The sequence below is a fragment of the Streptomyces sp. NPDC002911 genome (assembly GCF_053591835.1).
The window spans coordinates 316,120-337,730 of sequence record NZ_JBSFUO010000006.1 but is presented as its reverse complement, the minus strand read 5'-3'; the positions used below and the strand labels follow the sequence as shown (position 1 = coordinate 337,730).

General features: G+C 71.6%; 16 protein-coding genes. 9 read left to right on the top strand and 7 right to left on the bottom strand.

What is annotated here, in order from left to right:
- The first annotated feature begins 266 nt into the window (after positions 1–266).
- Positions 267–695 carry a metallopeptidase family protein gene (locus ACWD04_RS12975; RefSeq protein WP_451131152.1) on the top strand — a complete coding sequence of 143 codons (429 nt, stop codon included), beginning with the start codon at positions 267–269 and terminating at the stop codon, positions 693–695.
- A 43-nt stretch (positions 696–738) separates the two neighbouring features.
- On the opposite strand, the gene ACWD04_RS12970 is transcribed toward ACWD04_RS12975, so the two are convergent.
- From ACWD04_RS12970 to ACWD04_RS12960, 3 genes are all read right to left on the bottom strand, one after another.
- Entirely contained in the window at positions 739–2,253 is a 1,515-nt protein-coding gene (locus ACWD04_RS12970; protein WP_451131100.1) for a DUF5719 family protein, read from the bottom strand.
- Entirely contained in the window at positions 2,250–6,113 is a 3,864-nt protein-coding gene (locus ACWD04_RS12965; RefSeq protein WP_451131098.1) for a glycosyltransferase, read from the bottom strand. Before ACWD04_RS12965 ends, ACWD04_RS12970 begins: the two co-directional genes overlap by 4 nt.
- 294 nt (positions 6,114–6,407) lie before the next feature.
- Positions 6,408–6,671, bottom strand: coding sequence for a WhiB family transcriptional regulator (locus ACWD04_RS12960; RefSeq protein WP_018846780.1), 264 nt, complete (start codon positions 6,669–6,671; stop codon positions 6,408–6,410).
- A 653-nt stretch (positions 6,672–7,324) separates the two neighbouring features.
- On the opposite strand from ACWD04_RS12960, the gene ACWD04_RS12955 reads away from it, so the two are divergent.
- The 3 genes from ACWD04_RS12955 to ACWD04_RS12945 are packed head-to-tail and all read left to right on the top strand — an operon-like array spanning position 7,325 to position 10,143.
- Positions 7,325–7,822, top strand: coding sequence for a cysteine dioxygenase (locus ACWD04_RS12955; protein WP_451131096.1), 498 nt, complete (start codon positions 7,325–7,327; stop codon positions 7,820–7,822).
- A 45-nt stretch (positions 7,823–7,867) separates the two neighbouring features.
- Positions 7,868–8,824: a 2-phospho-L-lactate transferase gene (gene cofD, locus ACWD04_RS12950; protein WP_451131094.1), complete on the top strand. Its 957-nt coding sequence runs from the start codon at positions 7,868–7,870 to the stop codon at positions 8,822–8,824.
- A complete protein-coding gene (locus tag ACWD04_RS12945; RefSeq protein ID WP_451131092.1) occupies positions 8,821–10,143 on the top strand; it encodes a coenzyme F420-0:L-glutamate ligase in 1,323 nt (440 codons plus the stop codon). Before cofD ends, ACWD04_RS12945 begins: the two co-directional genes overlap by 4 nt.
- A gap of 24 nt (positions 10,144–10,167) precedes the next feature.
- Here ACWD04_RS12945 and ACWD04_RS12940 read toward each other — a convergent pair whose 3' ends face one another.
- The 3 genes from ACWD04_RS12940 to ACWD04_RS12930 form a co-directional block, all read right to left on the bottom strand.
- Entirely contained in the window at positions 10,168–11,172 is a 1,005-nt protein-coding gene (locus ACWD04_RS12940) for a DNA-3-methyladenine glycosylase family protein (RefSeq protein WP_451131090.1), read from the bottom strand.
- Between the two features lie 60 nt (positions 11,173–11,232).
- The gene (locus tag ACWD04_RS12935; RefSeq protein ID WP_451131088.1) at positions 11,233–12,324 is read right to left on the bottom strand and encodes a sugar phosphate nucleotidyltransferase; all 1,092 of its coding nucleotides are present in this window, start codon (positions 12,322–12,324) and stop codon (positions 11,233–11,235) included.
- An 80-nt stretch (positions 12,325–12,404) separates the two neighbouring features.
- Positions 12,405–13,862 (bottom strand): peptidoglycan recognition protein family protein, encoded by a 1,458-nt coding sequence (locus tag ACWD04_RS12930; RefSeq protein ID WP_451131086.1) that lies wholly within the window; start codon positions 13,860–13,862, stop codon positions 12,405–12,407.
- Positions 13,863–14,002: 140 nt separating this feature from the next.
- On the opposite strand from ACWD04_RS12930, the gene ACWD04_RS12925 reads away from it, so the two are divergent.
- From ACWD04_RS12925 to ACWD04_RS12910, 4 genes are all read left to right on the top strand, one after another.
- A complete protein-coding gene (locus ACWD04_RS12925; RefSeq protein WP_451131084.1) occupies positions 14,003–14,755 on the top strand; it encodes a TIGR03089 family protein in 753 nt (250 codons plus the stop codon).
- Positions 14,756–14,958: 203 nt separating this feature from the next.
- Positions 14,959–16,278 carry an LCP family protein gene (locus ACWD04_RS12920; protein WP_451131082.1) on the top strand — a complete coding sequence of 440 codons (1,320 nt, stop codon included), beginning with the start codon at positions 14,959–14,961 and terminating at the stop codon, positions 16,276–16,278.
- 558 nt (positions 16,279–16,836) lie between these two features.
- The gene (locus ACWD04_RS12915; protein ID WP_451131080.1) at positions 16,837–16,977 is read left to right on the top strand and encodes a hypothetical protein; all 141 of its coding nucleotides are present in this window, start codon (positions 16,837–16,839) and stop codon (positions 16,975–16,977) included.
- Positions 16,978–17,131: 154 nt separating this feature from the next.
- The gene (locus ACWD04_RS12910; RefSeq protein ID WP_451131078.1) at positions 17,132–18,805 is read left to right on the top strand and encodes an LCP family protein; all 1,674 of its coding nucleotides are present in this window, start codon (positions 17,132–17,134) and stop codon (positions 18,803–18,805) included.
- 78 nt (positions 18,806–18,883) lie between these two features.
- Here ACWD04_RS12910 and ACWD04_RS12905 read toward each other — a convergent pair whose 3' ends face one another.
- The gene (locus ACWD04_RS12905; protein ID WP_451131077.1) at positions 18,884–19,906 is read right to left on the bottom strand and encodes a glycosyltransferase family 2 protein; all 1,023 of its coding nucleotides are present in this window, start codon (positions 19,904–19,906) and stop codon (positions 18,884–18,886) included.
- Positions 19,907–20,047: 141 nt separating this feature from the next.
- Between ACWD04_RS12905 and ACWD04_RS12900 the strand changes: the two genes are divergently transcribed.
- On the top strand, positions 20,048–21,598 hold the full coding sequence (locus tag ACWD04_RS12900; protein WP_451131075.1) for an LCP family protein: 1,551 nt from the start codon (positions 20,048–20,050) through the stop codon (positions 21,596–21,598).
- Positions 21,599–21,611: the final 13 nt, after the last annotated feature.

The following is a 21,611-nucleotide window of genomic DNA, read 5'->3' as shown; positions in this document are numbered from 1 at the left end:
CCCCCTCGTGTCGCCCCGGAAGCCGGGCCCGGCACGGCCCCGGCGGGACCGTTCCGACCTGTGCGGCAGCCGGTGCACGGGGGCTGAGTCGCGTTCGCCGGGGGACAGGAGCTGTCGTTCTGTGTACGGTCCGCGATCGGAACAAGGGCCAGAACCGTACGCAGTCCTGGCCTGAATGTTCATCGGAGGACATCCGAGGGGCATCCGGCAGGCCTGTGGAGAAGCCGTGATCGCCCCGGCCTCAGGAGAGTTACGCTGCGTCGGTGATGGACAGTCCCGTACCGCCCCACCCGTCCGATCCACGGCCCCGCCGCCGCGACCGCCATGGCCGCGGCATGCGCGGACCGGTCGCCCCGCCCCAGGTGCCGCTGTCCGTCAGCAGGGCCGAGAGCTTCCGCGATCTCGTCCAGGACTCGGTGGAGCGGCTGGAGCGGCGCTGGCCGCAGCTGACGGATGTCGACTTCCTGGTCCTCGATGTGCCGGGTTCGCTCGAGGAGACGGTGCCACTGGGGCGCGCGCTGTCGGCCGCGAAGGGACAGCCCGCTCAGATCGTCGTCTACCGGCGCCCCGTCGAGATCCGTACCAAGAGCCGCGACGAGCGCGCCATGCTGGTGCACGAGGTCGTCGTGGAGCAGGTCGCGGAGCTGCTCGGACTCTCACCCGAGTCGGTCGACCCGCGCTACGGGCAGGACTGAGGCCCCGCCCTCAGCGGGGAGGGCCGCCCGCAGCGCGCGGCCCTCAGTCGTCCAGGACCGACAGATCCTGCTCCGCCGCGGGCACGTCGACCGTGCCCCCGTCGTCCGGCAGCGTCTGCACGGTGAACATGTCGACGCCGCCTTCCGCGATCGTCAGCGTGCGCGCGGCGTGCACCGGGCCGCCCGACTCCGTCTCCACCGTCAGGGCGTAGCCGCCCTTGACGCCGGCCGGGGTCTCGGGCGTGACCTCGAGCGTCGTGCCGCCCTTGACCGTGTACGTCTTGACGGTCGGTTCGCCGCTCTCGCTGCCCGCCGACGCCGTGACCTTGACCTTGGCCGTTTCGCCCGGGGCGGTCAGGGAGAGCACCGAGCCCTTCGCCCGGTTGTCGGCGACACTCGCCCGTTCGCCCACGGGGCCGGTCGCCGGGATGAACGCGACCTCCTGCTTGGCGCCGGTACCGCGCACCACGCGCAGCGCCGCGACCACCGGAGTCGTACTGCCGTCGGCGGGCGACAGCCGGAGCGAGCCGGGCGCCCCCCGCGTGACGTCCTTGAGGTCGACGCTCGCGGTCATCCGGGACTTGATGTGCAGGGTGGCGTTCCCCGCCGGTGAGAACGTCGCGTCCTTGCCCAGGAGCTGGACCTTCACATCGGCGTCGTCCTCCCCCGGCGCGTACGCCACCAGGCGTACGGAGGTGGCGTCGGCCGGGATCCCGGGCAGGACCTGGGTGCCCGCCGGGGCCGCGGAGGCGGCCAGCCAGTCGCTGCCCACCCCGTCCTCGGCAGCACTCACGACCGCGCCGACACGTCCCGACCGGGTGGTGACACGGACGGTCACATTCTCAGCGGCCTCGCTGGTCAGAGTCGAGATCAGTATCGGGACGCTCGACCTCGCCGGGACCGTGATGCCCTCCCCCGCATCGGAGTCGAGGGGGCCCTCCGCGCCGTACAGCTCGATGTCGGCGACGGCGGCGGTGTCGTCGGGATTGGTCAGGTGGACGTAGTCCTGACGATCCGCACCGGTGCTCGCGCCCGGGAACCAGAAGTCCGTGTCGGGGGCGGTGCAGCTGACGCCGAGCAGGCCACGGGCGCCGCCCGCGGCAGTCGTGGTGGTCTGCTGGGCGGTCCAGCCGGGGGCGAACTTTCCGGTGGCGGTGCCGACGAGTGCGGGGGCGTCGGACGCGGAGGTGTCGGCCGTGACCGGCTTACCGAGGTCCTTCAGGGAGACGACGGGCTTGTGGTCCGCCGTCTTCTCCTCGTCCTTGCCCTTCTCCTTGGCCGCGTCCTCGTCCGTCGCAAGGGGCTCGGCCGGCTTCAGCTCGGCGGCACCGGCCTCCCCGCCGCTCTTCCCCGGCGGGGTGAAGGACGTGTACGTCGTCTCCGCCACCTCGGACGTGCTCGGCGCCGGGCAGAGCAGGCTGGAGCGCTCGACGGGAAGCCGGGTTGCGGCCATAGTCTCCGGCACGCTCTCGTCACCGGGCGCGGTGACCGCGGCGAAACCGGTGACGGCGGCGAGGGCGACGACGCCCGCGATGAGGGACAGGGGGGTGGACTTCACTCGGACTCGCCTCGCGATGCGTTGCCGTTCGGCCACCGGTTCTGGCCCGGGGCCGTGTTCTCGTCGTGCCCGTCCTGCCCGTCGTACGGGGCGGCTTCGCCCGTCCCCGTGGCGTAGGGCTGCTGCTGGGCGTAGCCGTACGGGTCGTAGGCGCCCTGCTGCTGATACGGGTCCTGCTGGTAGGTGTCGGCCTGGTAGTACTGGCCGGCATCCTGCCCGCCCTGGTACTGGCCGTAGTCGGCGCCCAGGTACTGCTGCGCGTCCCAGTCCCCGTAGTTCTGCTGCGGGACCGTCGCGTAAGTAGCGGTGCCGTCCTGGTCCCCCGGGACCGCCGCGTACGTGCCCGTGCCGTCCTGGTCCGGAACCGCCGCGTACGTGCCCGTGCCGTCCTGGTCCGGAACCGCCGCGTACGTGCCCGTGCCGTCCTGGTCCGGAACCGCCGCGTACGGATCGGCGCTCTGCTGAGCCGGGATGTACTCCGCCGACGCCTGCTCCGGAACGCCGGGAGTCGCCTGGCCGTACCCGGCAGCCGTGCCGTCCTCCGCGTACGCCGCCCCAGCGACGGCGTCGTCCGCGGTCGCCGCTCCCGTCTGGGCCGCCGCGCGCAGCCTGCGTGCCCGGCGCCCCTCCCCCGCGACCGGCTCGGCCGCGACGGCCTCGGTCTCCTCGGGCAGGTCGTCGTCGATCTCTCGGCGGCGGCCCGGCAGGGCCAGCACCAGCAGGACGACGCTCAGCGCCACCTGCGCCCATATCCAGACGGTGTGCGTGACGGGTGCGTCGTAGGTCAGGTCCAGCGTGCCGCCCTCCGCGGGCAGCTCGAAGCCCTGGGCCCAGCCGTCCACGGTCTTCGGCGTCAGAGCCCGGCCGTTCAGCGTGGCCTGCCAGCCCGGGGCGGCCGCGTCGGCGAGGCGCAGCACCCGGCCGGAGTCGCCCTCGGGGATCTCGGTGTGCGCCTCGACGGCCAGCGATCCGACGGGGACGGGCTCGGCCCCGGCATCGCCGGAGGGGACGATCGCGACCCGGGAGACCTGGCGGTCGACCCGCCACAGGGCGCTGCCGTCCAGCTGACTCAGCCTGCTCAGGCCCGGGGTCGAGTCCAGCACCCGGCTCATCTGCCGCGGCGCTCCGTCCCGTACGAGGACATAGCGGATCGCGAATCCGCTGAGCTGGCTGCCCTGGTCGGCGCCGGAGCCCGCGACCAGGTTGGCCACGACCTTGTCGAGGTGGGTGCTGCTGCCGCCCGCCTCGGTGAGTTCGGCGTCGCCCAGGCGGGCACCCGAACCGCGGACCAGGCTGTAGGAGACGGCGGAGGGTGACGTGCCGCCGAGCACCAGAGTGCGCGCCTGGTCGCGGGTACCGCTCTCCTCCGCGACGAAGGCGGGCACCTGCACGGGGTCGCGGCGCTCCACCGGACCGGCCGCGCCGCCGATCATCCAGCCGGCCGCTGCCAGGACCGGGGCAATCCCGGCGGCGAGGGCGATCAGCGCGGCGACCGGCTGACGCCAGCCGAAACTCAGTGCGGCGACCCGTACACGGGCACCGTCCGCGCCGAGCAGGGCGGCGGCGAGCAGCGCGATGCCGTAGACGAGTGTGGCCGGCCCCGCCCAGGTGGCGCCGTTGGAGATCGCCGCGAAGACCAGGGAGACGAACACGACGACCCAGGCGGTACGGATCGCGAGCTGCCGCTCCCCGCGCAGCAGGGCGGCCAGCGCCGCCAGCACGATGCCGAACAGCAGGAAGCCGCCGGCGGCCTTGGGACCGCCGGGGCTGATGCCGAGCAGGTCGAGGGCGGACGCCGTACCCGTACCGATGTCGAGCCCGGCCTCCTTCAGGAAGCCGGACGGGCTGGTCAGCAGGGACAGCGACCAGGGCGCGAGCATCAGGATCGGGGTGCCCACGATGGCCAGGAAGCGCAGCCCGTACGCGGCGATATCGCCCCGGCGCAGCACGAGCACGCCGATACCGAGGACCACTGCGAGCGGCCAGACGATCGGCGTGAAGGCCGTCGTGAGGGTGAGCAGCAGGGTGTACGCCCAGGTGGCGCGCCAGCTGCCGCGTGCGCCGGAGTCGTCGCCCCGCAGCCCGTGCGCGGCGACGGCCGCGCGGGCGATCAGCGGGAGCAGGACAGCCAGGACGGCTGTGCCGAGCCGCCCGGTGGCCAGCGCACCGGTTGCGGCGGGCAGGAAGGCGTAGGCGACGCTCGCCCAGGCCCGCAGGAGCCGCGACTCGATCAGCGGCCGGGAGGCGAAGTACGCGGTGAGTCCGGCGAGCGGGACCGAGCAGACGAGCAGGAGGGTCAGCGCGAAGCCCGTGGAGCCGAGGAACAGCGCTGAGAGGGCGGCGACCACACCGAGGTAAGGCGGTGCGGACTGGGTTCCGCCGATACCGACCGGGTGCCAGCCGTCCGCGTAGCGCCCCCAGAGGTCGGAGACGTCGGCGGGAGCGGGCAGCAGTGCGCCGCCCGCGAGGGCGCCGCCGCTGAGGAGACCCCGGCAGGCCACCAGCGAGACGACGAGGAGGAGCGCGAAGAGCACGGGGCCGGGCTTGCGGCCGACCTTCTTGAGCCGCGCGAACTGTTCGATCTCCAGGAAGTCGGCGTCGTCACCGCCGGGCCCGGACTCGACCGCTCCGTGCCGTGAGCCGCCGGAGTCGGAGTCGGTGCGGCTCCCGAAGTTGCCCGCGACCTGTTCGACGGTGGCGCGGACCGTGGCACCGGGCGGCGGGAAGAGTGACCGCAGCTCCGCCGGATCCACCGTTCCTCTGCCGCGGGCGCGCCGTGCGGCGACGATCCGGCCGGGGCGCAGCAGGGTGCCGAAGAGCCCGGCGACCTCGTCGAGTGCCTGCCCTGGCACCTTGCCGACGAGGTAGGCGAGGGTGCGCAGCAGGGTGCCGACGACAAGGCGGAGCAGCGCCCACGGCAGCTGTTTGCCGCGGGCGTTGACGAGCATCGTGTAGACGGCGCCCGCCTTGTCGACGCGGTGCGGGCTCGCGACGGAGCGTCCGGCACAGTCGATGGGGCGGCGTTCCCTGGCGGAGGCCTCCGCATGCCGCAGGACTGCGTCGGGCGCGACGAGCACCCGGTGGCCGGCCATGTGGGCGCGCCAGCAGAGGTCGACGTCGTCACGCATCAGCGGGAGCCTGCGGTCGAAGCCGCCGAGCTCCTCCCAGACGTCGCGGCGCACCAGCATGCCCGCGGAGGAGACGGAGAGCACCGTACGGACCTGGTCGTGCTGGCCCTGGTCCTGTTCGCGGCGGTCCAGTCCGGTCCAGCGGCGTCCGCTGTTGGCGATGGAGACGCCGACCTCGAGGAGCTGCTTGCGGTCGTACCAGCCACGCAGCTTGGGCCCGACGATCGCGGCGTGCTTGTCGGTGTCGACGACGCGCAGCATCTCGGCGAGCGCGTCCGGCTCGGGGGCGCTGTCGTCGTGCAGCAGCCAGAGCCACTGGACGGGTTCGCCGTGCGGGAGCTCCGGCAGGTCGTACGCGTCGTCGCGCCAGCTCCGGGTGACCGGGTCCCAGCCGCTGGGCCGCTTCAGGTACGGCAGGTCGTCGGGAGTGAGGACGCCCGCCGTGCGGGTCGCCTCCTCGACGGCGGTGCCGAAGCTCGTACGCCGTGCCAGATGGAGGACGCGCTCACCGCCGAGCGCTTCGGTGACCAGGCGGGCGGAGTCGTCGGCGCTGCCGGTGTCGGCGGCGACGACGTTCTGCACGGGGCGCTCCTGCCCGAGCAGTCCGCCGAGCACGTGGGGCAGCCAGCGCGCGCCGTCGTGCGAGACGATCACGGCGGTGACGACGTGCCGGGGGAACTCTGGGGCGGCGGCGGCCTCGTTCGGCGCCGCCGGGTGGCTGTGCACGGACATCGGGGTACGGGCCCTCCGGCCGGGTCCGGAGGGGGTCCCCCCGGGGGCTGCATCGGTGTACACGCGCGCCCCGGCGGGGCGTTGGCGCGTCTCTCGGACGGGGCCCCACACTAACGGTACGGATGTCCGCCCCGCGCCGAGCGGTTGACCGGCGGGAACCGGAGGCAGCCGGAGATGGTCGGACATGGCCGGACATGCCGATGGCCTGGGGGCCACGCCCTGCGTACAGGGCGTGGCCCCCAGGCCATCGTGGTCCCGGCGTACGGGGCATCCGGAACGTCCGGGTACGCGGCGTCAGACGGCCGCCTTCTTCAGGCGTCGCCGCTCACGCTCGGAGAGGCCGCCCCAGATCCCGAACCGTTCGTCGTTGTTGAGGGCGTACTCAAGGCATTCGGAGCGGACCTCACAGGCGAGACAGACCTTCTTCGCCTCGCGGGTGGAGCCGCCCTTTTCAGGAAAGAAGGACTCGGGGTCGGTCTGGGCGCACAGCGCGCGCTCCTGCCAGCCGAGCTCCTCGTCCGCGTCCTCGACCAGCAGTTGCTGGAACAGCTCGGTCATGTGCGCCCCTCGTCCGTCTCTTGCGTCCCCGTGATGCGGCCGTTATCGATGCGGCCGAACGACACGAGTGAAATTACAAGTGTGTAGCTCTGGGCCAGTCAAGCGAAGATCTGCTATTGGCCTCGGTATTCACCCTGCGGAACCAAGCGTATGCGGAAAGTGTTCAAATCACCAAAAACCTGACATATGCCATCGGCGTCACCCACAGCCGCCACCTCTCGCGTGGGGCGGTTCGGAGCCACTCCGATGTTTCGATTTGATCACTGAAGCGACCAAGATCACAGTAGTGTCACGAACTCTCAAGCGCGTTTACGTACACGTTTGATGCGCCACCTTGCCTCCCCGGCGACTGCCAAAACCTTTCTCCACCCTCGACAACCGGATGGGGTGAAACATTGCCGCTAAATCGGGCATTGGGTTGACAGAGGGCGGATCCAGCCGGTCTCCTTGACTTCATGCCAGCGACCGCAGCCACGTACACGACCCGCATCCGTGGGTTCCGTACGGCTGTCCAGGCCCGCTGTTGCTGTTCCAGCTGTCACAGCTGTTGAAGCCCCGGCGCTCCAGCTCTGATCCAGCTTCGTTTCACCGCATTCCGGCCTTCGCGACACCCCCCTGCACGCGCATCCACATGCCGAGGAACCCCCGCAACCATGAACAGCGACAGCGACCTTTCGATCGCCGGCGACATCCTTGAGGTCCAGCACCTTCTCCAGCCGGCCAGCCCCCATCCCTCCACCGTGGCCGGGTTCGTCGGACTCGCCCGCTCCATCGCCGCCGACCGCGCCCGGTGGGCCCCGCTCGTCCGGTACGACACCACGACCCGCTGGTACCACCGGCTGCACGCCGGGCCCGGCTACGAGGTATGGCTGCTCAGCTGGGTCCCCGGCCAGGGCAGCGGCCGCCACGACCACGGTCTCTCCTCCGGCGTACTCACCGTCCTGGACGGCGAGTTGACCGAGCGCACGGCGCGCGGGGCGCAGGCCCTGGGCGGGGGCGCGCAGCGCGTCTTCGCCCCGGGCTACGTCCACGAGGTCGTCAACGACTCTTTCGAGCCCGCCGTCAGCCTGCACATCTACTTCCCGGGCCTGACCGACATGCCGATGCATGCGGCGCAGTGCGCCCCGGCCGAGGACGTCGTAAGAGCCTGACACCACCACCCCGGGGACAGGCCCGCGCCTGACAGACTGTTCTTCATGCGCATTGTGGTTCTGGCCGGCGGTATCGGTGGTGCTCGTTTCCTGCGTGGCCTCAAACAGGCCGCGCCCGACGCGGACATCACGGTGATCGGCAACACCGGCGACGACATCCATCTGTTCGGGCTGAAGGTCTGCCCCGACCTCGACACCGTGATGTACACCCTCGGCGGTGGCATCGACGAGGACCAGGGCTGGGGGCGTACCGACGAGAGCTTCCAGGTCAAGGAGGAACTCGCGGCGTACGGCGTGGGACCCGAGTGGTTCGGCCTCGGCGACCGCGACTTCGCTACCCACATCGTCCGTACGCAGATGCTCGGCGCGGGCTATCCGCTGAGCGCGGTCACCGAGGCGCTGTGTGCGCGGTGGAAGCCGGGGGTCCGGCTGATTCCGATGTCCGACGACCGCGTCGAGACGCATGTCGCGGTGGACGTCGACGGCGAGAGCAAAGCCGTCCACTTCCAGGAGTACTGGGTGAAGATGCGCGCCTCCGTGCCCGCGCGGGCCGTCGTACCGGTGGGAGCGGAGCAGGCCGAGCCCGCGCCGGGGGTCCTGGAAGCCATCGCCGAGTCCGACGTCATCGTCTTCCCGCCGTCCAACCCCGTCGTATCGGTGGGCACCATTCTCTCCGTGCCCGGTATCCGGGAGGCGATCGCCGAGGCCGGGGTCCCCGTCGTCGGGCTCTCCCCCATCGTCGGCGACGCGCCCGTGCGCGGCATGGCCGACAAGGTGCTGGCAGCGGTTGGCGTCGAGTCCACCGCTGCGGCCGTCGCCCGGCACTTCGGTTCGGGACTGCTCGACGGCTGGCTCGTCGACAGTGTGGACGCCGGAGTGGTCGACGAGGTCGAGTCGGCGGGGATCCGCTGCCGGGCCGTGCCGCTGATGATGACGGACGTGGACGCCACCGCCGAGATGGCCCGGCAGGCCCTGGCGCTGGCCGAGGAGGTACGGGTATGAGCGGCGGACCGGACGATTCACCCTCGTACCGGGTGTGGGCACTGCCCGGGATTCCCGAGGTGGTGGAGGGCGACGACCTCGCGAAGCTGATCGCCGGTACGGAACCGGGTCTGGTGGACGGCGATGTCCTGCTGGTCACCTCGAAGATCGTCTCCAAGGCGGAGGGCCGGATCGTCGAGGCCACGGACCGGGAAGCGGCCATCGACGCCGAGACCGTCCGGGTGGTCGCCCGGCGCGGGACGCTCAGGATCGTGGAGAACCGGCAGGGGCTCGTCATGGCCGCGGCCGGGGTCGACGCCTCCAACACCCCGGCCGGGACGGTGCTGCTGCTCCCCGAGGACCCGGACGCGTCGGCCCGGCTGGTCCGGGACGGTCTGCGGGACGCGCTCGGGGTCGAGGTCGGGGTCGTCGTCACGGACACCTTCGGCCGCCCCTGGCGCAACGGTCTGACGGACGTGGCGATCGGAGCCGCGGGAGTCAGGGTCCTCGACGACCTCCGGGGCGGCACCGACGGGCACGGCCATCCGCTGAGCGCCACCGTCGTGGCCACGGCCGACGAGCTGGCTTCGGCCGGTGACCTGGTGAAGGGCAAGGCATCCGGGCTGCCGGTCGCGGTGGTGCGCGGGCTCCCGCACGTGGTGGCGGACCCCGGTGCGGCCGACGAGGGCGCGCGGGCAATGGTGCGGGTGGCGGCCGACGACATGTTCCGGCTGGGTACGTCCGAGGCTGTGCGGGAAGCGCTGAACCTCCGGCGCACGGTGCGGGAGTTCACGGACGAGCCGGTCGACCCCGGGGCCGTACGACGTGCGGTGGCGGCGGCGGTGACGGCTCCCGCGCCCCACCACACCACGCCGTGGCGGTTCGTCCTGCTGGAGTCCCCGGAGTCGCGGCACCGGCTGCTGGACGCCATGCGGGACGCGTGGGTCGCGGATCTGCGGCGGGACGGGCGCAGCGAGGAGTCGGTCGCCGAGCGGGTGCGGCGCGGCGACGTCCTGCGCCACGCGCCGTACCTGGCGGTGCCGTGTCTCGTCATGGACGGCTCGCACACCTACGGGGACGAGCGCCGGGACACCGCGGAGCGCGAGATGTTCGTGGTCGCGGCCGGGGCGGGCGTGCAGAACTTCCTGGTGGCACTCGCGGGTGAGCGGCTCGGCTCGGCGTGGGTGTCGTCGACGATGTTCTGCCGGTCCGTGGTGCGTGAGGTACTGGACCTGCCGGACTCCTGGGATCCGATGGGCGCGGTGGCCGTGGGGCACCCGAAGGGAACACCGCCGGCGAGGGCAGCCCGGGACGCGGGGGCGTTCATCGCGGTGCGGTGAGCCCCTCCGGGGCTTCCCGCCCCGTCACAGACGGGCGATGTCGCGCGGCGTCATCTTGGGGGCCCGGCGGGCCGGGGTGTGGCCCGAGAGCATGATCAGGCGGGTCGCACGGTGGCGCTGACCCTCGTACGGGGCGAGGAGCGCCAGCATCTCCTCGTCGTCCGCGTTCCTGTTGCCCGCGAGCGCGTGGCCGACGATGCCCGGCAGGTGGAGGTCGCCGACCGTCACCGCGTCCGCCGCGCCGTTGGAGCGCTGCAGGGTCTCCGCCGCGGTCCAGGGGCCGATGCCCGGGATCAGCTGTAGCCGGGCCATCGCCTCGGGGAGCTCCATCGCTGCCGCCTCCTCCATGCGCCGGGCCACCCGGACCGCGCGCAGGATCGTGGCGGAGCGCTTGGCGTCCACGCCCGCGCGGTGCCACTCCCAGGACGGGATCAGCGACCAGGTCCTGGCGTCCGGCATGACGTACAGGCCGTGCGCGGCGAACGCCTGTTCGGCGGGGCCGGGGGCGGGGGTGCCGTAGGTGCGGACCAGCAGCCGCCAGGCGCGGTAGGCCTCGTCGGTGGTGACCTTCTGTTCCAGGACCGAGGGGATCAGGGACTCCATGACCAGCCCGGTGCGCAACAGACGCAGACCCGGCCGGCTGTGCTGGGTCAGGGCGACCAGCCGGTGGCGCGGGCGGAAGGCGTCCGGGGTGTCGCCCGCGCCGAGCAGAGCCGGGAGCCCGTCCAGGAGCCACTGCCCGCCCGGCCCCCAGGCCGCCGCGTGGATCACGCCGTCGTGGGACGCCGAGACGCGCAGGGTGCCGGGGCCGGCCGGGGTGCGGGTGGCGCGCCAGAAGGTTCCGTCGGGCAGTGCCCGGTAGGCGGGGTCGGCCGGGCCTCTCCGCAGGGGGCTCAGGACCAGCCGCAGGTCGAGCGGCCCCGGAGGTGTCCAGCTCCGGGTCCGTGGCGCGGCGCACCCCGCGCTGGAGCCGGACACCGGCTTCTGCCGGGGCACGGCGGTGGTGCGGGGTACGGAGCGTCCTGCCACGGGTGAGGTCCTCGTTCGTCGGGGGTGCCTATCGAGGGTAAGGCCGCCGAGGGGGACCGTTCACTGGTCGGACGAGAAGCGGACCGAGCCGGCCGGGAGGACCGCACCGCACCAGATACGGATTCCGTCGCGCAGTTCGTTGTCGGCGCCGACCTGGGCGCCGTCGCCGATCACCGCGCCCGTGAGGACCGAGCGGCTGCCGATCCGGGCACCGGATCCCACCAGCGAGTCGGTGACCACCGCGCCCGGTTCCACGACGGCGCCGTCCAGCACGGTGGAGCCCGAGATTCTGGCGCCCTCTCCGACCAGCGCGCCCTCGCCGATGACCGTACCGCCGGTGAGCTTGGCGTCGGCGGCCACGGAGGCGGTGGGCAGGACGAGCCGGTCGCCGCAGCGGCCGGGGACGGCGGGGGACGGGGCGCGGCCGAGGACCAGGTCGGCCGAGCCGCGTATGAACGCCTGCGGCGTGCCGAGGTCCAGCCAGTACGTGGAGTCCACCATGCCCTGGAGGTGGGCACCGGCGGCCAGCAGGCCGGGGAAGGTCTCGCGCTCCACGGACACCGGCCGGCCGGCCGGGACGGTGTCGATGACCGACCTGCGGAAGACGTACGCCCCCGCGTTGATCTGGTCGGTGACTATCTCCTCGGGCGTCTGCGGCTTCTCCAGGAAGGCCGTCACCCTGCCCGTGCCGTCCGTCGGTACGAGACCGAAGGCGCGCGGGTCCTCCACCCTGGTGAGGTGCAGGGAGACGTCCGCCCCGGAGGTGGCGTGCGCGGCGACCAGGGCCCGGATGTCGAGGCCGGTGAGGATGTCCCCGTTGAACACGATGACGGGTTCGTCCGGGCCCGAGGCCAGTCGCGACGCCACGTTCCGGATGGCTCCGCCGGTGCCGAGAGGTTCGTCCTCGGTGACGTACTCGATGGAGAGGCCGAGCGACGAACCGTCACCGAAGTACGGTTCGAACACCTCCGCGAGGTAGGACGTCGCGAGCACGATGTGCTCGACCCCGGCCGCTCTGGCACGTGCCAGCTGGTGCGTGAGGAACGGCACCCCCGCGGCAGGGACCATCGGCTTCGGGGTGTGCACCGTGAGCGGACGCAGCCGGGTGCCCTTGCCACCGACCAGGAGGATCGCTTCTTTTGCCTCTGTCACAGCACCGTCTCTGCTTCCTGCTGGGGCCGGGCCTTGTTCGGCTGGCCAGTGTATGCAGACCGTTCGGGGTGCCCTCCCGGTCAGCGACCCTGCAGCTTGGCCGAACTGGTCCGGGCCGTGCCGAGCTTCTTGTAGAGACGGATTCCAGGGCATTCGGTTGCGAAACCGTCGCGGTGCCCGGAAATGACGTTGAGTGTGGCCTTCGCACCCTTCTTGTACTTGCCGCTGCCTCCGGAGATCAGCGTGACCTTGCCCTTGGGGTTGCGGCCGAACAGACCGAGCTTCCATGCGGTGAGTCCGGCGACCGCGGTGACCGCGGCGGCGGGCGGGTTCTTCGAGCTGTACGTCCCGAGTACCGCGATGCCCATGCTGTTCGTGTTGAAACCGAGGGTGTGGGCCCCGAGCACCGCCTTCGACACGCCCCCGGCGCGTCCTTCGTAAATTCTTCCGCACTTGTCGACGGCGAAGTTGTAGCCGAAGTCGCGCCAGCCGCTGCTCTTGACGTGGTAGCGGTAGATACTGCGCAGGACGGAGGGCGCCTGGGCGCAGGTGTAGTTGTTGCCGGTGGCACTGTGATGGACGAAGGCGGCCTTGACCGTCGAGGTGTAGGCGAAGTTGCGCTCGCGCAGGTTCTCGTCGGCACCCCAGCCCTTGCGGGTGACGATGCCCGGGCGCGGTCCGACGAACGGCTTGGCGCCCGCTGCGACGCCTGCCTGTTCCTCCGACTCGGCCTTGCTCAGGGCGGTGATCTCGGAGGCGCCCAGCGGGGCGAGGTCGGCGTTGACCGCGGAGCTCTCCGCCGCGGCCACGGTGAGGCCCGCGGTCTCCGGGAGGGCGCCGGCCTGGGCGGCCGTGGCCGGCCCAGCGGTTCCCGCCGACGGAGTGACGGCGGTGACCGCGGACGACGTGCCGGGGGCGGGGGTGCCCTCGGCGAGCGGTAGCTCCGGGTCGTCGCCCGGGTCGACGAGTTCCACCTGGAGGCCGACGGGGAGGGGCGCGGTGCCGGCGGCGCCGTCTCGCGGTCCGGCGTTCTCGGAACGTACGCGTACCTCGACGCCGTCCGAGTCGCCGACCCAGAGGGGAGCGGTGGAGCCGCGCACCGTGCCCGACTCGCGCTCGGGGCTGCCCGAGTCGGCGGCATGGTCGGTGTTGTGGGTCTCGAGGGACTGCCAGCCGGACCACTTGGTGGTGCCGGTCGCTCGGGTGCGGACCTGGACGGTGCCGTGCAGTTCGGTGTCGGCGTCGTCCCAGACCACGCCGACGAGCGAGAAGCGGTGGGAGCCGCGCCGGAGCAGTCCTTGCGCGGTCGCGGGATTCGTGGTTCCGGTGGGTTCACCGGTGGTCCTGGGTGCCGCGTCGATGAGCGGCCGCAGGGGCAGCGACTGGGTCGAACCCGCGGGTTCGGGGGGAGCGGCCGCGCGCGCCTGCGCGACCGGGGCCTGGGCGGGGGCGGCGGGCGCGGGCGCGGGCGCGGCGAGCGGGAGGGTGAGTGCCGTCGCGCAGGTGACGCCGATCGAGGTTGCAAGAAGTGCACGCATACAGGAAATCCTTGACAGAGTCCGGCATTCCCGGCTACTGGAGCAAACCCGCCCCCCAGCTGACGCGCCGTCTGCCGAACCGGTGCACGAAGCACCGGTCACACCCTGTCGGGCCGACGCCGCCGCGTACCCTTGCGCGGATGAACGCCAGTGATCGCACCCCCGCCGACCTGCTGCGATCCGCGCTCGCCGCGGACCCCGCCCGACCCCTCGTCACCTTCTACGACGACGCAACCGGAGAGCGCGTCGAACTGTCGGTGGCCACGTTCGCCAATTGGGTGGCCAAGACGGCCAATCTGCTCCAGGGCGACCTGGCCGCCGAGCCGGGCGACCGGCTCGCCCTGCTGCTCCCCGCCCACTGGCAGTCGGCCGTCTGGCTGCTCGCCTGCTCGTCGGTGGGGGTCGTCGCCGAGGTGCAGGGCGACCCGGCGTCCGCCGGACTGGTCGTCAGCGGACCGGACACGCTCGACCGGGCCCGCGCCTGCCGCGGCGAGCGGGTCGCGCTGGCCCTGCGCCCGCTGGGCGGCCGGTTCCCGCAGCCTCCCGAGGGCTTCGCGGACTACGCCGTGGAGGTGCCGGGCCAGGGCGACCGTTTCGCTCCGTATGCCCCGGTGGACCCGACGGCCCCCGCGCTGACCGTCGGCGGCGCCGCCCTGACGGCGGAGCAGCTGGTCGCACGGGCCCGCGAGGACGCGGCGGAGCTGGGACTCGGTCCCGGGTCCAGACTGCTGACGGGGCGTACGTACGACACCTGGGAGGGTCTGTCCGCCGGGCTCTTCGCGCCGCTGGCCGCCGGTGCCTCCGTGGTCCTGTGCCGTCACCTGGACCGGCTGGACGAGGACGGGCTCGCCAAGCGCACCGAGAGCGAGCGGGTCACCGGCACCGCGGCCTGACAGGCTCGCGGTATGACAAGCGCCCCGAGGGCCACTCGTCCGGCCCATGGCGTGTTGAGCCCCCGGGACTGAGCACCGGCGGCGGTACATGATCGGGCGGTATCGAGCACCGCCGGGAACGCTTGCCTGAAAGCACAACCAAGCGTGAGGTTCAGCCGTCTACTTCTGCGACCGGCGGCCCCTCGCGCCGCCGAACGTGAAGGATGGACGCAGACGTGAGCGACAGCCCCGGCACCCCGGCCGAACCGGAACGCCCGGACGACTCGGCCGGGCGCGGGCCGGAGGGCGGGGCGCAGGACGGGACGCAGGACGGGACGCAGGACGCCTCCGCGGCGGCCGGGACCTGGGGCAGCCGGCCTGAGCGCGGACCGCAGACCCCCAGGCGCCACTGGCTCCGCTGGACCGCTCTCGGCGCCTCGTTCCTCGTGCTGGGCGCCGCCGGGACCGGCTGGTGGCTGTACAAGAAGCTCGACGGCAACATCACGACCGACACGAGCGCCGCCGCCGAGCTCAAGGCGTACGAGAAGGAGCGCCCGCTGCCTGTCGCGCGGGATGCCCAGAACATCCTGCTCATCGGCTCCGACACCCGATCCGGCGACAACAGCGCGTACGGACGGGACGACGGCGGCAGCCAGCGCTCGGACACCACGATCCTGCTGCACCTCGCGGCCGACCGCGGGAGTGCGACGGGGGTGTCGATCCCGCGCGACCTGATGGCAGAGATCCCCAGCTGCCACACGGCTGACGGCAAGGCCACGAGGCAGCAGTTCGCCCAGTTCAACTCGGCTTTCGAGCTGGGCGGCACGGCCTGCACGATCCGTACGGTCGAGAAGATGACGGGCATCCGCGTCGACCACCACATGGTCATCGACTTCAACGGTTTCAAGGACATGGTCGATGCCGTGGACGGTGTCGAGGTCTGCCTCAAGGCGCCGGTCGACGACGCCGCCGCCCATCTCAAGCTTCCCGCGGGCCGCCAGGAACTCGACGGCGAGGAGGCCCTGGGATACGTACGGGCCCGCAAGTCGATCGGCGACGGCAGCGATACCGAGCGCATGGACCGGCAGCAGAAGTTCCTGGGGGCCCTCGTCAACAAGATGCAGAGCAACGGGGTGCTGCTGAACCCGACGAGGCTCTACCCGGTGCTGGACGCGGCGACCAAGTCGCTCACCACGGACCCGGGCCTCGACTCCCTGAGGGACCTGTACAACCTGGTGCGCGGGATGCGGAACGTGCCGACGGAGAAGGTGCAGTTCCTGACCGTGCCCAGGCAGGCCTACCACGCCGACCCGAACCGTGACGAGCTCGTGCAGCCGGACGCGGACCGGCTGTTCACGCAGCTGCGCAAGGACGAGCCCGTCGCCGTGGTCCCCGCCGGCGAAATGAATTCCGGGGATTCACAGGCGGATCACAGCTCCGACAAGGACCCGTCCGGCCAAAAGCCCGCGGATTCGGACGCGAGCCCGACTCCCGCACCCACCTATTCGGGGTCGAATGCGGCGGACGACCTGTGCGACTCGTAAAGCAGTTTCCAGGCCATGGACGACAACCGAAGCAGAACAGGCAGAATGCCCAGTTGTAAAGGGCGTGGAATGAGTCACGCACGCACCCTGTGGCCGATTCCGCCGGATAGTGTGACGCGATCCGGCGCTCGTGGCCATCAGGCCGCGCACGATCGGAGCGGACAACCGAGCGCCCTGCCGGGGCAGGCGGCTCGCGTGGCACCGACGGAGGATTCAGGCAACCGTGGAGGCGCATGGCCGTGGGCGGCCGGACGAGATCGATCCCGCCGACCAGTGGATACGAAACCCGCGGACCGGCAACGACCAACTGCGGCTGAACCACTCCGGAACAGAGTCGCCCGCGGCGGAAGAAGGACAAGCGGGCCGGCGAAGGCGCCGAGGGCTACGGCGACAAGGGCAGCACGGGCCACGCCGACACCGACGGCCTGATGACGGACATACCGGACTGCGCCACCACGCGCGCCGCCCTTCGTCCGCACCCGGCACGGCTTCGGGAAGCAGAGCGACCCCGACCGGGTCGAGGTCCGGCAGCAGTTCATCGGCTCGATGATCCGTCAGATGAAGTCCGACGACACAGTGACCGACCCGGGCGAGCTCTTCGAGCTCGCCGACGCTGCGGCCGAGGCACTCACCGTCGACTTCGGCACCGGGTCCAGCAGGGAGCAGCCGACGCCGAAGGCCTTCAGGCCACGGTGCTGACCCCGGGAGCGGGCTTCGAGGGCGCGGGGCCGCCCGTCACCGGTCCGGTGAAGGCGCCGGAAGACATACAGAGGGCAAGCGCCGACAAGGCGGAAGGCGCGAAGTGACGACGGGTCGTCGCGCCAAGCAGAATTCTGAGGAACAGGGGGTCCTGGTGGGACGAAGCAGCATACGCGGGGAGGGGACACGGCCGCGCGGGCGGCACGACGGGCCGCCGGGCGAAGGCGACGCGGCCGGCGGCCCGGCCGGGCGCAGCGGTCACGGCGGGCAGAGCCGGCCGGCCCCGCCGGAGGGCGGACACGAGCCGGTGGGGCCCAGCCACCCTGCACAGCGGGCCGCCCAGGGCGGTAAGCGACGGGTTCTCCGCTGGGCGGCGTCCGTCGTCGCGCTGCTGATACTCGGCACCGGCGGCGCCGGTTACGTGTATTACAAGCAACTCAACGGCAACATCAGGAAAGAGGATCTGACCCTCGGCGACAAGCAGATGGCCGACCACAAGGCCAACGCCGCCGGGCAGACACCTCTGAACATCCTGCTCATCGGATCCGACGCACGGGACTCCACGGCCAACCAGGAGCTGGGCGGCGCGAAGGAGACCTTCGGCGGTACGCCGCTCGCCGACGTGCAGATGCTGCTCCACCTCTCCGCGGACCGCAGCAACATCTCGGTCATCAGCATGCCGCGCGACACCATGCTGAAGATGCCCAAGTGCACCGACCCCGACTCCGACAAGGTCTACCCGGCCGGCACGGTCGATACCCAGACCAACGAGAGCCTGGGCCGCGGCGGTCCCGGGTGCACGGTGGCCGCCTGGTACGAGCTCACCGGCATCACCATCGACCACTTCATGATGATCGACTTCGCGGGTGTGGTGTCCATGGCCGACGCGGTCGGCGGCGTCCCCGTCTGTGTCGATGCCAACGTCTACTCGCACACCGGCGACGGCAAGGGGTCGGGGCTGAAGCTGGAGAAGGGCACCACCTCCGTCAAGGGCGAGCAGGCCCTCCAGTGGCTGCGCACGCGGTACGGCTTCGAGGACAACACGGACCTCGGCCGGACCAAGGCCCAGCACCAGTACCTGAACTCGATGGTCCGTGAGCTGCGCAAGGGAACCAAGCTCACCGACCCCGTGAAGCTGATGGACCTCGCCGAGGCGGCCACCAGCGCGCTGACGGTCGACAAGGGCCTCGACACCGTCAAGAAGCTGTACGACCTGGCCGAGGAGCTCAAGAAGGTCCCGACCGACCGCATCACCATGACGACCATGCCGAACGTCTACGGCACGGGACAGTTCAGCGGCCGGGTCTACCCCAAGCCCGACGAGGCCGAGCAGGTGTTCCGGATGATCCGCGAGGACATCCCGCTGGACGGCAAGGCCTCGAAGCGCAAGACGCCCGTCGTCAAGGACCAGGCCGCCCCCGACGCCGAGATCGCGGTCAGCGTGCGCAACGCGACCTACACGGACGCCCTCGGCACGGCCCAGGGCCGTGCGAGCACGGTCAAGGAATTGCTCACGGAGGCGGGCTTCAGCAGGGCGAGGGTCGACTCGCAGAACGTCGAGGCGACTGCCAGGACCGGCGTCCTGTATCCCAGCGTGGACATGGAGGGCGACGCGCAGGCGGTCGCCAAGGCGCTCGGGGTCCCGGTGTCCCAGGTCAAGAAGTCGACCGACGTCTCAGGCATCGTCCTGGCCGTGGGAGCCGACTGGCGCAAGGACGAGGCGTACCCCGCGAAGGCCGCCGAGGAGAAGACGCCGGACTCGGCGAACCCCCTCAACGGCGCGGACGAGCAGGTGTGCATGGAGGTCAACCCGAACTTCACCTGGTGACGTCGTACAGATGGAGGGCCCTTCGAATCCGCCGGCGGATTCGAAGGGCCCTCCATCTGTTTCCTGCGGATACGGCGATCAGGCCGTCTGCTCGCGCACGGCCGGGCGGCGGCTGGCGATGACCTTCTTCGCCAGTGAGCGGGGGCTGGTCAGGAAGCCGTACCCCCAGGACATGTGCATGGTGGCCAGCGCCACCGGGATCTGCGCGCGCGCCTTCAGCGGCAAACCCTTCCCGGCGGGCAGCGACCCGGCGACGATGGCCGCGGCGTACCCGGCCGGCACGACGAACGCCCACGGGGTGACCGCGGCGCCGACGACGATTCCCGCGGCTATCGCGCAGACGGCGGTCGGCGGGGCCAGGTAGCGCAGGTTGATCGAGCCGGAGTGGTAGCGGGCCACGACGTGGCGCCAGCGGCCGTACTCCTTGTACTGCTTGGAGAGGGCACGGATGCTGGGCCGCGGGCGGTACTGCACCTTCAGCTCGGGCGAGAACCAGATCAGGCCGCCCGCCTCGCGGATCCGGAAGTTCAGCTCCCAGTCCTGGGCGCGGATGAACTCCACGTTGTAGCCGCCGGCACGCTCCAGCGCCTCCCGGCGGAAGACGCCCAGATACACGGTCTCGGCGGGGGCCGCCTTCCCTCCGGTGTGGAAGGCCGCGTTCCCGACGCCGATCTTCGAGGTCATCGCGGCGGCGACGGCGTCCTCCCAGGCGTTCTCGCCCTCGGCGTGCATGATGCCGCCGACGTTCTGCGCGCCGGTCTCCTCCAGGAGCCGGACCGCGGTCGCGATGTAGTTCGGCGAAAGCATGCCGTGGCCGTCGACCCTTACCACGATCGGGTGATGCGACGCTTCGATCGCGGCGTTGAGCGCAGCCGGGGTCCGGCCGGTCGGGTTGGGGACGGTGTGGACCCGGGAGTCCTCCCGTACCAGTTCGGCAGCGATCTCATTCGTACGGTCGCTCGAGGGGCCGAGGGCGATCACCACCTCCATCTCACCGGCGTACTCCTGCTCCAGGATGTGCCGGACCGAGTTCCTGAGATGGCGTTCCTCGTTGAGCACCGGCATGATCACGGAGACGGCGGGGTACTGCGCGGCAGACATGTGATCCTCGGGGGGTCCTCGGGGGTGCCAGGGTTCCGGGGGATTTCGCACCCCAGGAGGCGGCGTGATTCGGCCGCCACGTTACCGCGAACGGGGGACGGCGGCGCGCGCCGCGGGGCCTCCTCCCGGCCTGCCGATCGTATGGGCCTACCGTGCGAAAGTCCTACTCGCACCGCGGAGGTGTCCCTCGTGCCCACGCCGCACCGATCGCCCCGTCCACCGCACCCCCGCACCGCTCCCCCGCAGCGGAGGCCGTCACGGCAGCCCGGAGCCGACGGCCGCGCCGCGCAACGGAACCGGGCCGGGCGGAAGCCGCCGCCCCGGTGGGGCATGCGGGTCGCCACCGGGCTGTCCGTGCTGGTGCTCGGCGCCGGCGGCATCGGCCATGCCGTGGTGAGCGGTCTGGAGACGGGGATCGACCGGGTCGACCCGTTCAAGGACATGAAGAACCGCCCCCAGGGCGGCCACGGCATGAATTTCCTGCTCGTCGGCACCGACGGCCGCGACAAGATCAGCGCGGCGGAGAAGAAGAAGTACAAGCTGGGCGGCGCGCCCTGCCGCTGCACCGACACCCTCATGCTCGTCCATGTCTCCGCCGACAAGCGGCGGGCCAGCGTCGTCAGCCTGCCGCGCGACAGCTACGCCGAGCTCCCGGCCCACACGGACGGCACCGGCAAGGAGCGCTCCCCCCACCCGGTGAAACTGAACGCGGCCTATGCCGAGGGCGGACCTCATCTGACGGTACGGACCGTCGAGCAGATGACCGGCGTCAAGATCGACCACTATCTGGAGATCGACTTCACCAGCTTCATGAAGACGGTCGACACCCTCGGCGGGGTGGAGATCTGCACCACCAAGCCGCTCAAGGACTCATACACCGGCCTGGACCTCACCGCGGGCACCCACAAGCTCGACGGTGGCCAGGCCCTCCAGTACGTACGCTCCCGGCATCTCGACGGCGCGGCCGACCTGGGCCGGATGCAGCGCCAGCAGAGGTTCATGGCCTCGCTGTTCAAGCAGACGACCAGCAGCGGTGTGCTGATGAACCCGGTGAAATTCCAGCAGGTCGCCTCGTCGATGCTCGAATCCGTCCGCGCCGACAAGGGGTTCGGTACGGACCAGATGCTGGAGCTCGGCAGGGCCATGCGCGGCTTCACCCCGGCCTCGTCCGAATTCGCCTCCGTGCCCCTCGAGGCGGGGGGCTTCCAGGTCAAGGGCATCGGCTCCACGGTGAAGTGGGACGCCGAGAAGTCGAAGAAGATGTTCCAGGCCCTGCGCGAGGACCAGCCGCTCGCCCCGCACCTGCCGAAGCACTCCCAGGCGACGCCCGTCGATGTGGCCCCGGAACAGATCCGGGTGCAGGTCTACAACGGCACGCCGCGGGACGGGCTCGGCCAGAAGGTCGACGCGGCACTGCGCGGCACCGGATTCAACACCACCCGCGCCCCGCTGAACGGCGGACCGCAGAATCTGCGGCGGACGCTGGTCACCTACGACCCGCGCTGGGACCGGTCGGCGAAGTCCCTGGCCACCGCGCTGCCCGGATGCGAGCTCAAGGCGATGAAGGGGCAGGGCGGGACGATGAAGGTCACGGCCGGCTCGGACTTCGCCAAGGTCCTGCCGGTGAAGGCCAAGGACGCGCAGCGTGGCGAATTCGACACGGTGACGGGCGACCAGGTGGTCTGCCCGTGACCCCGTCCGACCA